The 12,456-nt window shown below is 71.8% G+C and carries 11 protein-coding genes; 7 read left to right on the top strand and 4 right to left on the bottom strand.

Going from position 1 to position 12,456, the window contains the following annotated elements:
* Nucleotides 1-31: 31 nt before the first annotated feature.
* Nucleotides 32-1,063, top strand: coding sequence for a LacI family DNA-binding transcriptional regulator (locus ACFW5B_RS09005; RefSeq protein ID WP_386435502.1), 1,032 nt, complete (start codon nt 32-34; stop codon nt 1,061-1,063).
* 167 nt (nt 1,064-1,230) lie between these two features.
* On the top strand, nt 1,231-2,481 hold the full coding sequence (locus tag ACFW5B_RS09000; RefSeq protein WP_386435499.1) for a DegT/DnrJ/EryC1/StrS family aminotransferase: 1,251 nt from the start codon (nt 1,231-1,233) through the stop codon (nt 2,479-2,481).
* A 56-nt stretch (nt 2,482-2,537) separates the two neighbouring features.
* On the opposite strand, the gene ACFW5B_RS08995 is transcribed toward ACFW5B_RS09000, so the two are convergent.
* Both ACFW5B_RS08995 and ACFW5B_RS08990 read right to left on the bottom strand, forming a co-directional pair.
* On the bottom strand, nt 2,538-3,710 hold the full coding sequence (locus ACFW5B_RS08995; protein ID WP_386435496.1) for an acyl-CoA dehydrogenase family protein: 1,173 nt from the start codon (nt 3,708-3,710) through the stop codon (nt 2,538-2,540).
* A gap of 78 nt (nt 3,711-3,788) precedes the next feature.
* Nucleotides 3,789-4,973, bottom strand: a complete 1,185-nt coding sequence (locus tag ACFW5B_RS08990) for a CaiB/BaiF CoA transferase family protein (RefSeq protein ID WP_386435494.1) — start codon at nt 4,971-4,973, stop codon at nt 3,789-3,791.
* A 136-nt stretch (nt 4,974-5,109) separates the two neighbouring features.
* Between ACFW5B_RS08990 and ACFW5B_RS08985 the strand changes: the two genes are divergently transcribed.
* Together ACFW5B_RS08985 and ACFW5B_RS08980 are read left to right on the top strand one after the other, a co-directional pair.
* A complete protein-coding gene (locus tag ACFW5B_RS08985) occupies nt 5,110-6,162 on the top strand; it encodes a LysR substrate-binding domain-containing protein (RefSeq protein ID WP_386435491.1) in 1,053 nt (350 codons plus the stop codon).
* Complete coding sequence (locus ACFW5B_RS08980) at nt 6,159-6,995, top strand: alpha/beta fold hydrolase (protein ID WP_386435488.1); 837 nt, start codon at nt 6,159-6,161, stop codon at nt 6,993-6,995. Before ACFW5B_RS08985 ends, ACFW5B_RS08980 begins: the two co-directional genes overlap by 4 nt.
* Before the next feature lie 12 nt (nt 6,996-7,007).
* Here the strand turns inward: ACFW5B_RS08980 and ACFW5B_RS08975 are convergent, their stop codons facing one another.
* Complete coding sequence (locus tag ACFW5B_RS08975) at nt 7,008-7,874, bottom strand: dienelactone hydrolase family protein (RefSeq protein ID WP_386435485.1); 867 nt, start codon at nt 7,872-7,874, stop codon at nt 7,008-7,010.
* 345 nt (nt 7,875-8,219) lie between these two features.
* Here ACFW5B_RS08975 and ACFW5B_RS08970 point away from each other — a divergent pair, with 345 nt between their 5' ends.
* Genes ACFW5B_RS08970 through ACFW5B_RS08960 form a run of 3 tightly spaced genes read left to right on the top strand, consistent with a single transcriptional unit; the run spans nt 8,220 to nt 10,963 of the window.
* Nucleotides 8,220-9,803: a zinc ribbon domain-containing protein gene (locus ACFW5B_RS08970; RefSeq protein WP_386435482.1), complete on the top strand. Its 1,584-nt coding sequence runs from the start codon at nt 8,220-8,222 to the stop codon at nt 9,801-9,803.
* Nucleotides 9,804-9,829: 26 nt separating this feature from the next.
* Nucleotides 9,830-10,201: a hypothetical protein gene (locus tag ACFW5B_RS08965; RefSeq protein ID WP_386435479.1), complete on the top strand. Its 372-nt coding sequence runs from the start codon at nt 9,830-9,832 to the stop codon at nt 10,199-10,201.
* A gap of 54 nt (nt 10,202-10,255) precedes the next feature.
* The gene (locus ACFW5B_RS08960) at nt 10,256-10,963 is read left to right on the top strand and encodes a hypothetical protein (protein ID WP_386435476.1); all 708 of its coding nucleotides are present in this window, start codon (nt 10,256-10,258) and stop codon (nt 10,961-10,963) included.
* Nucleotides 10,964-11,047: 84 nt separating this feature from the next.
* Here ACFW5B_RS08960 and ACFW5B_RS08955 read toward each other — a convergent pair whose 3' ends face one another.
* A complete protein-coding gene (locus tag ACFW5B_RS08955; RefSeq protein ID WP_386435473.1) occupies nt 11,048-12,439 on the bottom strand; it encodes an MFS transporter in 1,392 nt (463 codons plus the stop codon).
* Between the last annotated feature and the right edge of the window lie 17 nt (nt 12,440-12,456).

Here is a 12,456-nt window from a genome sequence, read left to right as displayed (position 1 = left end):
TGTCATCATCTTTTTGTGCTAGCGTCCCGGCATGTCCTCAGCTCGGAGCGAGGCCACGATGGCCGATGTGGCCCATCGGGCGGGGGTTTCGGTATCCACCGTTTCGCGCACTTTGCGCGGACTGTCGACGGTCTCGGACGGCACCCGCGCCCGGGTGGAAGCGGCGGCCCGCGAGCTCTCGTTCGCGATCACCCGCAGCGCCTCCAGTCTCGTGACCGGCCGCACCGGACGGGTCGCCGTACTCACCCCGCACCTGGAAACGTGGTTCCTGAGCGCGGCGCTGGCCGGTATGGCGCCCGCGCTGCGCGAGGCAGGTCTCGACCTGCTGGTCTACAGCGTGGCCGATGTGCGCGAACGCGCCGATTTCTTCGACCGGTTGCCCGCCCGCCGCAATGCCGACGCCCTGCTCGTGGTGAGCTTCGCCCTCTCCCCCGCCGAGCGGGCCCGGCTGGACGATCTGGGCATGCCGCTCGTCTTCGTCAGCCAGCACGCCGACGGCCGCCCCAGCGTCTATGTCGACGACGCGGACGCCGCGCTGCGCGGCACCCGCCATCTGCTCAATCTCGGGCACCGGCGAATCGCCTTCCTCCAGACGTCCGACGAGACCGGCTTCACCTGGAGCAGCAAGAACCGGCTCGCCGGGCATCTGCGGGCCCTGGCGGAGGCGGGTGTGGGGCACGACGACGCGCTGGTGATGAGCGTGCGCGGCTGGAAGGGCAGCGGGATGGGCGCGGCGGTGGGCCGGCTGCTGAGCCTCCAGGACCCGCCGACCGCGCTGTTCGCCGAGACCGACGATTTCGCGTTCCGGCTGCTGGCGGCGCTCCGGGAGGCCAACGTCCCGGTACCCGGACGCGTTTCGGTCATGGGCTTCGACAACCACGTCATGGCCGGGGTCCTGGGTCTGACGACGCTGGCCCAGCCCGCCGCCGAGATAGGCCGCACCGCGGTCCGGCTGGCCCGCGCGGTGATCGACGACGCCGACGGCGCCCACCAGCGGCACATCGTCCTGCCGACCGAACTCGTCCCCCGCGGCAGCACGGCACCGCCACCGGCGGGCAACTGAACCCGGGCCGTCCGCAGCGCCGTGGCGTCCGGCACCGGTCCCCGGCCGGCGGAAGCTGACCTAACTGACCTTGCTGACCGCCGCTGACCCTTCACCCACATCCCCCTTCTCGACTGTCATAGGACTGCACCTCTCCGGGTGCACCAGAGACGACCTGGGGGAAACAGATGCTGGACAAGAGTTACGTCGTGCCCTGGGAGAAGCGGGGCAGCCTGTCCACCGACGCCGAGGCGGCCGTGCTGGCCGAGCTGGTCCACGAGAGCACGCCGCTCCCGGCCGGCACCCGCCGCGAACGGTTCGAGCACTCCTTCGCCGAGTCGGTCGACAGCCGGCACGCGGTCTCGGTGAACAGCGGAGCGGCCGCCCTCCAACTGGCGATCGGGATGCTCGACCTGGCCCCCGGCGACGAGGTCATCGCCACCCCGCAGACCCACCGCGCCACCGTCCAGCCGCTGCTCGACCACGACGTACGGGTCCGGTTCTGCGATGTCGACCCCACCACCCTCAACCTCGACCCGGTCGCGCTGGAGGCGCTGATCACCCCGCGCACCCGGGCCCTGCTGCTGGTGCACTACGGCGGCTGCCCTGCCGAGATGGACACCGTCATGGCACTGGCACGGCGCCACGGCTTCCTCGTACTGGAGGACTGCGTACATGCGCTGGGCGCGCGCTACCGCGGCCGCAGCGCCGGGTCACTGGCGGACATCGCCACCTTCGGCCTCCGGAACACCCGGACCAGCACCGTGCTCGGCGAGGGCGGGCTCATCACCTGTGACCGGGACGACTGGGCGGAGCGTCTGTACCGGCTGCGCGCCCACGACCCGGACGCCCGCACCGCGCACCCCCGGCCGCAGCCGGCCGGGCTGCCGGGGACCGCGTACGCCGCCCCGCTCCGGGACGCCGGCTCACGGCGGCTGCCCGGGAGGGACGCGACGATGCCGGAGGCGGTCGCGGCCCTCGGACAGGCCCAGCTCGCCTGGGTCGACACCGCCGGGGCGAAGCGGCGCGCGCTGGCCGGGCGGCTGGACGAGGTGCTCGCCCGCTACCCGTTCCTCACCCCGCAGTCGGCGCCCGCGCACAGCACGCACGCCTACCACCTCTACACCTGCTTCGCCGAGCACCAGGAGCTGCGCGACCGGCTGGTGCTGGCCCTGGACCGCAGGGGGGTGGAGATCCAGCTGCGGTACTTCCCCCAGCATCTGCTGCCGCAGTGGCGGCACCGCGGGCACCTGCGCGGCGAATGCCCGGTCGCCGAGCGCAGCTGGTTCGAGTCGCAGCTCAATCTCCCCTGCCATACCCAACTGACGCACAGTCAGCAGGACTACCTCATCGAGGCGTTGGACGGGTCACTGGCCGAACTGAACGGCACCCCGACGGCCCCGGCGCCGGTGCCCGCGGCGATCTGCGGAGGGGCGTGACGGGGACGGGGGTGACGGGGGCCGGTGTGACCGGGGCAGGGATGCCATTCCGCCGCTCACTGTCCCCCGTCCAGGCCCCCGCGCTCGACGAGCTGCCCGGCGATCACCTTGCGCTGGATCTCGTTGGTGCCCTCGCCGACGATCATCAGCGGTGCGTCACGGAAGTACCGCTCGACGTCGAACTCGGTCGAGTAGCCGTAACCCCCGTGAATGCGCACCGCGTTGAGGGCGATCTGCATGGCGGTCTCGGAGGCGAACAGCTTGGCCATCCCGGCCTCCATGTCCACCCGCCGGCCGGCGTCGGCCTCGCGGGCGGCGTGCAGGGTGAGCTGGCGCGCCGCCGAGAGGGAGGTGGCCATGTCCGCCAGGTAGTTGCCGATCGACTGGTGCTGCCAGATCGGCTTGCCGAACGACTCGCGCTCCTGGGCATAGGCGAGCGCGTCCTCCAGCGCCGCCCGGCCGACGCCGAGGGCCCGTGCGGCGACCTGGAGCCGGCCGGTCTCCAGGCCCCTCATCATCTGGGCGAACCCCTTGCCCTCGACGCCGCCGAGCACCGCGTCGGCCGGTGCGCGGTAGTCGTCGAAGGAGAGTTCACAGCTCTCGACGCCCTTGTAGCCCAGCTTGGGCAGATCGCGGGAGACCGTCAGACCGGGCCCGTGCTCGACGAGGAGGATCGAGATGCCCCGGTGCGCCGGGGTGGCGTCGGGGTCGGTCTTGCACAGCAGGGCGATCAGCCGGGAGCGCCGGGAGTTGGTGATCCAGGTCTTCGCCCCGTTGACCAGGTAGCCGTCCCCGTCGCGGCGGGCGACGGTGCGCAGGGCCTGGAGGTCGGAGCCCCCGCCGGGTTCGGTCAGCGCCATGGTGGCCCGGATCTCGCCGGTGGCCATCCGCGGGAGGTAACGGGACTTCTGCTCCTCGGTGCCGTGGTGCAGCAGCAGTTTCGCGACCACGGTGTGGCCGCCCATGGCACCGGCCAGGCTCATCCACCCGCGGGCGAGTTCCTCGGTGAGGAGCACATAGCAGGGTGTGGAGACCGGCGTGCCGCCGTACTCCTCGGGGACGGCGAGGCCGAAGATCCCGAGGTGCTTCATCCGCTCGATGAGCGCCGCGGGGTAGGTGTCGGTGTGTTCGAGTTCCCGGACCACCGGTTTGACGTCCCGGTCCACGAAGTCGTGCACCGTGCCGACGATGAACCGCTCGTCCCCGGAGAGGATGTCGAGAGTGCCCATGCTGCGCTGCTCCTTGCTGACGGTCGTGGGGGGTTCGGCCGGACGGCGTGCGGTGCGTCGCCCCGGCCCGCTCGCGGCTCAGATGACGCGGTCGGCGCGGAGGCCGGCGATCTCGGCGGCGTCGAGTCCCAGCCCGGTCAGGATGCTCTCGGTGTGTTCGCCGACCGCGGGGACCGGGTCCATCCGCGTGCCGGTGCCGGCGAGGTCGGCCGGCGGCAGCAGCGCCGGCACCGTACCGCCGGGAATCCCCACGTCGCGCCAGCGGTCCCGCTCCCGGAGCACCGGGTGGTCGAGGAACTGCGCGACGCCGTTCACCCCGGCGTTGGCGATGCCCGCGGCGTCCAGCGCCGCCATCGCCTCCCGGCTGTCCGACCGCCGGAACCGCTCGGCGACGATCGCGTTCAGCGCGTCCCGGTGCCCGACCCGGTCCGGGCCGGTGGCGAACCGCGGATCGTCCACCAGGTCCGGGCGCTCCAGGAACCGTTCGCACAGGGCGGCCCACTCGCGCTCGTTCTGGATGGAGAACAGCACCTCCTGGCCGTCGCCCGCGGTGTAGGCCCCGTACGGAGCGATGGTCGCGTGCTGGGTGCCGAGCCGCGGCGGCTGGGTGCCGCCGAACCGGGTGTAGTAGGCGGGCTGGCTCATCCATTCGGCCAGCGCCTCGAAGAGGGAGACCTCCACGGCGCGGGCGACACCGCTGACCGCCCGGGTATACAGGCTGGTCAGGATGCCCGAGTAGGCGTACATCCCGGCGGCGATATCGGCGACCGACACCCCCGCACGGGCGGTCTCCTCGGCGGTTCCGGTGAGGGACACCAGACCGGTCTGGCACTGGACGAGCAGGTCGTACGCCTTGCGGTCGGCCCAGGGCCCGGTGGTGCCGTAGCCGGAGACGGTGCAGGGGATCAGCGTGGGGAACCGCGCCCCGAGCGAGGCCGCGTCCAGATCCAGCCGGGCGGCGGCGCCGGGGGCCAGGTTCTGTACGAACACATCGGCGCCGGCCAGCAGTTGTTCCAGGATGTCCCGGCCGCGCGCCGACTTCAGGTCCAGGGTCAGGGACTCCTTGGACCGGTTGAGCCAGACGAAATAGCTGGACTGCCCCTGCACCGTGGTGTCGTACCGGCGGGCGAAGTCGCCTTCCTGCGGGCGCTCCACCTTGATCACCCGGGCGCCGAGGTCCGCCAGTTGACGGGTGGCGAAGGGCGCCGCCACGGCCTGCTCGACGCTGACGACGGTGATGCCGGAGAGCGGAAACTCGGTCATGCGGGGACCTCCAGGGGCCGGGGGAACACGGCGGCCCGGCGGCTGCGGGAAGCATGCGGCCGGACTCCGGGTGAGCATTACCTGAGCAGTGGCATCATGAAGCCTCATGGCAGGCCCGGTGTCATAACGAGTGTTGATGGTGCCATGCCGGGTACGGATGGCCGGTCAGGAGCGGACGGTGGACGTCAAACAACTCAAGGCGCTGGTCACGGTGGCCGAGGTCGGCAGCGTGACCAGGGCGGCGGAGTTGCTGCACCTGGTCCAGCCGGCCGTCACCCGGCAGATCCGGACACTGGAGCAGGATCTCGGGGCCACGCTCTTCGAGCGGACCCGGCACGGCATGCGCCCCACGGAGGCCGGGCTGGTCATGGTGGAGCGGGCCCGGCGCGCCCTGACCGAGCTCGACCGGGCCCGCGCGGAGATCCAGCCGGCTCCCGGGGTGGTGACCGGCATCGTGACGCTCGGCCTGCTGGAGAGCACGGCCGATCTGCTGGCGGCGCCGCTGGTGTCCGCGCTCGCCCGTGAGCATCCCGGCATCGAGCTGCGCCTGATGACCGCGTACTCCGGCCATCTCCAGCAGTGGCTGGACGCCGGCGACCTGGACCTGACGCTGCTGTACAACCTGGACAGCACGCCCTCGCTGAACGCCCACCCCCTGCTGCGGGAGAACCTCTGGGTGGTCGCGCCCCCGTCCGACGGCCTGCGCCCCGACCGCCCGGTCCCCTTCGCGCAGGCGGCGGAGCACCCCCTCGTCATGCCGGCGGCCGGCCACGCCCTGCGCACCCTGATCGACGCCGCCGCGCGGCAGGCGGACGCCACCCTGGACGTGGCCGTGCAGACCAACTCCCTTCGCGTGCAGAAGCAGTTGGTGCGCGCAGGTCACGGCTGGACCGTGCTGCCCGGCGTGGGCATCGCCGACGATGTCGCGCACGGGACGCTGAGCGCCGCGCCGCTGTGCGCACCCGACGTGTGGCGCTCGATCGTCCTCGGCACGCCGCGGGCGGGGCGCACCCCGCCGGCCGTCGAGGCCGTCGCCCGGGAACTCACTCACCAGGTCAACTCCGCTATACAGCACGGCACATGGCCCTCCGCGCAGCTCCCCGCGGCGGCGCCCCGACAGCCCGGCCGGCGGGCGCAGCCCGGTGACCCGCGGACCACTTCGTCCAGGAAGACCCGAGGAACGGCATGACCGACCACGCCCAGCGGCTGAACGCCTCGACCCACGCCCCGGACGGCACCGTCCTGGCCTACCAACGGCACGGCTTTGGACGCCCGTTGGTGCTCCTTCCCGGGCAGGCGAACAACCACCACTGGTGGGACGGTGTGCGTGCGGACTTCCACGCCACCCACGCCACGCTCACCATGGACTACCGCGGCACCGGAGCCAGCGGCAAACCCACCGGGAACTACTCCACCCAGCTGTTCGCCGACGACGTGATCGCCGTCCTGGACGCCCTGGAGATCGAGCAGGCCGATGTGTACGGGACCTCCATGGGCGGCCGCGTCGCGCAGTGGCTCGCCGCCCGCCATCCGCACCGGGTCCGCCGCCTCGTCCTGGGGTGCACCTCACCCGGCGGCCCCCATGCACAGGAACGGGACGGCTCGGTACGGCGCGCCCTGGCCCAGGCCGACCCGGCGGCCTCGCGGCAGGCCCTGCTCGACCTGATGTACTCCCCCGCCTGGCTGGCGGAGCACCCCGGCCCGTACACCACGCTCGGCGACCCCGGGATGCCCCCGCACGCCCGCCGGGGCCACCTCGTGGCCAGCAACGAGCACGACGCCTGGGACGCTCTCCCGCGGATCACCGCCCCCACCCTGGTGCTGCACGGCGAGCAGGACCGGCTCACCCCCGCGGCCAACGCGCCGCTGCTCGCCGACCGCATCCCCCGGGCCCGGATGCACCTCTTCCCCACCGCCCGCCACGCCTACTTCCAGGAGTGCCGCGCCGAGGCGGGCTCCCTGGTCAGTTCCTTCCTCGCCGCCCCGCCCGACCGGCCGTTCCCGCCGGACGCCCACGGCTGACCGCGCCGGACGTCACTCACCGCCCTCGGCGGCCGGTGCCTCCGCCGCCGCCCCGCGGTGCTGTCCGAGCAGACGCGTACGGAACAGGCCGAGCACCTCGTCCAGCGCCGCGCGGGTCGGCTGGCCCGGCTCGTCGACGAGGTGCTCGGTCAGGACGGAGTGCGGCGCCCTCACGGCATCCGGATTGGCGGCGGAGTCGTCCAACTCGACGGCGGTGAACGCGTCGCCGAGTTCGCGGCGCAGAAAGGCGAACCGGTCGCCCGGCACCAGCCGGTCGCCACGGAACCGGAGCCCGACGACCCGCAGGCCCTCGCGCTCACACCGCCCGCGGACGGTGGCGAGCTCCTCGGCGGAGATGTCGATCCTCCCGGCCCGGCTCCGGGTGACGGCGACCGGCAGCGACGGCTGGGACAGGACCGGGGCGAGCAGGCGCTCATCGGCGGCCATGGCCAGCGCGAAGCCCCCGGTGAGGCACATGCCGACGGCCCCGACGCCGGGACCGCCGCACCGCCCGTGCTCGTGCGCGGCCAGGGCCCGCAGCCAGGTCACCACCGGGGAGGACTTCCCGGTGGCCAGCACGGTGAACTCCCGGCTCACACACACCTTCCCGATGGACGAGGCCATATAGAGCCCGGCCCTCAGCCGGCCGATGTGTGCGGCGTCGGCATCGCGGCCGGGCTTGCCGAAGAGCACCGGCAGCACGGCGGTACAGCCGAGGTCGGCCACCCGCGCCGCGAACTCCAGCACCTTCGGTGTGATCCCCGGTATTTCCGCCAGCACGATCACGGCGGGCCCGGTGCCCCGCCGCAGAATCCGGTGGGTGGTGCCGTCGTGGGTGAAGGTGCCACGGTCGAAACCGGTCAGGTCGTGATCTGCCATGGATACCACCGCTTCGGTCGGTCACTGCTGAGGACTGGTCAGGTGCCGCGCTCCGGCCAGGGCACCTCGCCCCCCGTCCGGCGCCGCTCCCGCGCGACACTACCCAGTGGACAGCTTTCACGGAGCCCCCATCAGCCCCCCTGATCGGCTCAACTGCCCCACGAACAGCGGCAATCGGCCATCACCCGGGCCGCTCCCCCACCACCTCACCCACGGGTCGACATCCACCCCGACCATGATTCTGTAACGGTCCAGCCTCAAAGAGTGACAGCGACATTTGCTCAGAATGCTCTTGTGGTGCACTGAGCGCACGTGAGCGCGGCTCACGTGCGTAGGGGGGAAGCGATGACGGATTCGACGACATGCCCCGGATGTGGCCGGGGCACCGCTCCGGACGCCGCGTTCTGCAGCAAGTGCGGTACGGCCGTGCAGGACGGCGCGACGACCGCGACGCTGCCGCAGCAGACGGCCGATACTCCACCACCCGCCTCGGCCGCGCCCGGCCGGGCCGCCGCCCATCGCACCACCGTGCCGCGGTGGGGCAACGGCCGGCACCTGACCCGATACCTGTGCGCGGCCGCCTACCTGGACCGCGCCTACGCCGGATCGCTCATCAAACAGGTCGCCGCCGAACCCCATCTGGGAGTGGCGGCGGCCCCGGGCTGCGACGTCCCCGTGGTGCTCCGGCACGCTTATCTGGCCAACGCCCGCCGGCACGGCCGGGACCTCGTGCTCACCGTTCTGCTCCTGCTGGCCCTCGTGTTCACCTTCTGGGTCGGCGACGGCGTCATCACCCTGCTGGTGCTCCTCCTCTCCTGGGTGACGGTGTTCTCCTTCGAGCTCTCGACGAAGTACGGTCGCCACCTCCAGAGCCTGCGCCCGGACCGGTTCAACCCGGCGGACGCGCCGCCGCCGCTCAACAACGCCATCGCGGGCCGCCTGCGCCAGATCGGCGCGTACGCCGACGGGAACGTCACCACCTACAGCGGCTATTCACCGTTCATCGGCTATGGCTCCGAACTCGACTCGTGGTCCCTGACGTTCGATGTCACCACACCGAGCCAGCCGGGTGGCGAGCCGCAGGAATTCGATGTCACCGAGCTCTACACCCATATCGCCGAACGCGTCGGCACCCTGTCGCTGCCCTGCCTGGAAATCGAGGAGCGGCTCTTCGCCGACGGCGCGACCATTCTGGCGGACACCCGCTTTCTGCCCGATCCGCTCGGCCGGCCCGTACCCCGGATTCCGTTCGATCAGATGGACGCGCTGAAGCGGACGCCCGAGGAAGGGGCACGCCCTTATCTGGCCGTGCACTCCACCGGCTGGGGCGGCGAGCTGGTCACCTCGCTCTTTCTGCGCTTTGTGCGGTCGGACTCCAATCTCTTCGTGGAGGCCGTCCCGACGGTGCTGTTCCCGCTGCTCGACCGCTACCGGGTCATCGACACCCTGATGCCCCGCCCGCCCGCGCGCGAGGTCGCCACACTGGTCTCCAAGACGGCGATCAGCACCTTCTTCATCCTGCTGGCCTCCCCCGTGCGGGCCATCGCGGGATTCGCTCCCGACCACTGGATGTCCCGCCGGATGCGCCGTCAGAACAAGCTGATCACCAAGCTGCGCAGCTTCGACTACGGGGCCCGGATGAGCGTCCGCCGGGAGGCCGCGTCCCTCCGTCACCACCGCCATTTCCAGAAGTCCGACAGCAGCATGGTCCTGAAGACCGTGGAAAAGCGGGTCCTGGACGCGCTCGTCGAATTCGCCGAAGAGCACGACATCGACGCGGGCGAGCTGATCGAGCGCCAGCAGGCCATCATCAACAACGGCATCATCGCGTCCAACGGAGCACGGGTGGATTCCAGCTCGGTGGCCTCCGGTGACAAGTCCCGTGCGATGAACATTCTCAACAAGCTCCCCCGGATCAAGCTGGACTGACAGCAGAAAAGGAATGAGGAATCCGCATGCGCAGAAATGACGGGATCATCGCCACCGGTGGCTCGAACGTCGTCGGCAACGCCGTCGCCAGTGGCAAGAACGCCAAGGCGGAGGTCCGGGACAGCGGTCTGACCCACTACGGCAACGGGCAGCAGCCCTCGTCGGAGGACCTCGGCACGCTGCTCACCCAGCTGATCGACGAACTCGGCCGGTCCGAGCACCCCGAGCGGGACGACCTGATCGAGGCCGCCGAGGACGCACGCGAGGAAGCCACCGCGGAGACCCCGCGCAAGGGGAAGCTGAAGGTGTTCGCCAGGGCGCTGGTGGCCGCGGTGCCGGGGTTCACCGCCCTGGCCTCCCTGGCGGTGGCGATCGAAGAGGCGGTCAAGGGGCTGTAGCCGGTCCGACGCACGGGCCGGGTCCAGGAACACGACGGACGGGGGGAGATGACCATGCCGTCCTGCACACATTGCGGCGCGCTCGATGAGGGTGCCGCCACCACGCTCTGCCCGAGCTGCGGTATGCCGCGGGAGGGCGGCGCCCCGGGGACCGGCACCGGCCGGCCCGTCGCGGACACCGGCCACGGCTACGTCCGGGTGGGGACCACCATCCTCCCGCTGTGGCTGCTCTGGCTGATGGCCGCGCTGGTCGTGGCGGGCGTCGTGGCCGCCGTCGTCCTCTCCTCGTCCACCGGCTCGTCGTACGACGGCGAGACGATCGGCATCAGCTCCTCGCCCACCCCGACCCCCGACCCGGCCATCGGCTCCCTGCCGCCCACCGGCCTCACCTCCTCCCCGCCCAGCTACTACGAGTCGCCGCCGCCGACCGACTTCACCTCCCCCACCCCGGCGGACACCTCGCCGTCGCCCGAGAGCGCGAGCGCGGTCGTGGAGGAGTACTACCGGGACATCAACGCCCGGGACTTCTCGGCGGCCTGGGACCTCGGCGGCAAGAACATCGGCGGCACCTCGTACTCACAGTGGAAGTCCGGCTTCGACTCCACGGCGGCCATCGAGCTCAGCGCGGTGGACGACGGCAGCTTCGGACAGGTCAGCGCCGTCCTCCACGCCACCCAGACCGACGGTTCGGTACGGGTCTTCCAGGGGACCTACACGGTCTCCGACGGCGCCATCATCCGCGCCGCCATCAGGGAGAGGTGACGACGCCGGGGGCCGGGGGGCTCCTGCTGACAGCCGCCCCGCGGGCACCCGGAGGCGCGGCCCGGGACAGGACGGCGCCCCCCTTCACACGGCCTGTACCGGTCCCACCGCAGGGCGTTGTGGCCTGAGCAGCCGGAGTGCGAGGCCGCCGCTCGCCAGTCCGATGGCGGCGGCGACGGCGAACACGGCGGTCAGACCAGGGGCGTAGGACGCCTGCCCGTCGCTGCCGCCGGAGAGGGGGGAGCACTGGTGGAAAACGGAACCGAGCACGGCGATGCCCAGGGCGAGGCCGAGTTGGCGGGCGCAGTTGGCCGCGGCGGAGGCGACTCCGCTCTGTGCCGCGGGCGCGCCGGCCATGGCGACGGACGGCAGGACCGGCGACACGATGCCCGCACCGATCCCGGTGACCACCAGGCCGGGGAGCAGCGCGGCCCAGGACGACACGGCGCCGGTCGCCAGCAGGAGGACATTGCCCGCTCCGACGGTGAGCGCGCCGCCGCCGAGGGTCCGGTGCGCGGGCAGCCGGTGCAGCGCACTGCCGGCCACGGCCGAGGTGGTGATGAAGGCCACCGGCTGCACGGTGATGACCAGGGCGGTGGCCAGCGCGCTGAGCCCCAGGCCGTCCTGGAGCCAGAGGGAAATGACCGGCAGCGCCCCGAATGCGGCGAGGTAGTAGCCCAGGGCCGCGACCAGGGTGCCGTTGAACTCCCGCTTGCGGAACAGGGTCAGCGAGATCATCGGGGCGCTGCCGGCGCGTTCGGCGAGGAGGAACACCACGAGCATCGACGCCCCGACGACGAACCCGAGCACGGCCGAACCGGACGACCACCCCTGCTCACCCCCGCGGATGATGCCGAAGGTGATGCCGAGGGCAGCCAGCGTGAAGCTGACGATGCCCAGGTAGTCGATGCGGGTGGCGGTGGTGGTGTCATCGGTCAGTACCGCCGCGGAGAGCGCCACCGTGGCAAGGCAGAGCGGCACTCCGCCGTAGAAGATCCACTGCCAGGACAGGAACTGCGTCAGGATGCCACCGGCGACGTTGCCGACCCCCGCCGCGGCACCGGCGACCGCACCCCAGACCGCGAAGGCCACGCCCTTGTCGCGCCCGGTGTACGTCAGCCCGATGAGCGGCAGCAGCGTCGAGAACATCGCGGCACCGGCCAGTCCCTGTACGGCGCGTGCCGCGATCAGCACACCGACGTCGGCCGCCGCACCGCAGGCGAGGGTGGCGACGCCGAAGACCGTGAGGCCGGTCAGGTAGAGACGTTTGCGGCCCAGGTTGTCGCCGAGTGATCCCATCCCGAGCAGCAGGCCGGCCAGCGCGAGGGTGTAGACATCGATGATCCATTGCAGGGAGCCGAAGTCGGCGTGGAGGTCTTGGGCGATCCCGGGAAGCGCCACCGTCACGATCGTCGAGTAGACGAGTAACAAGAACGTTCCCGAGCAGGTGGCGACCAGCGGCAGCCAGATGCGCATCAGCGGTTCCTTCCGAG

The organism is Streptomyces sp. NPDC058773 (genome assembly GCF_042746015.1).
Classification (GTDB): Bacteria; Actinomycetota; Actinomycetes; order Streptomycetales; family Streptomycetaceae; genus Streptomyces.
This window is presented reverse-complemented; position numbering and strand designations above follow the sequence as displayed.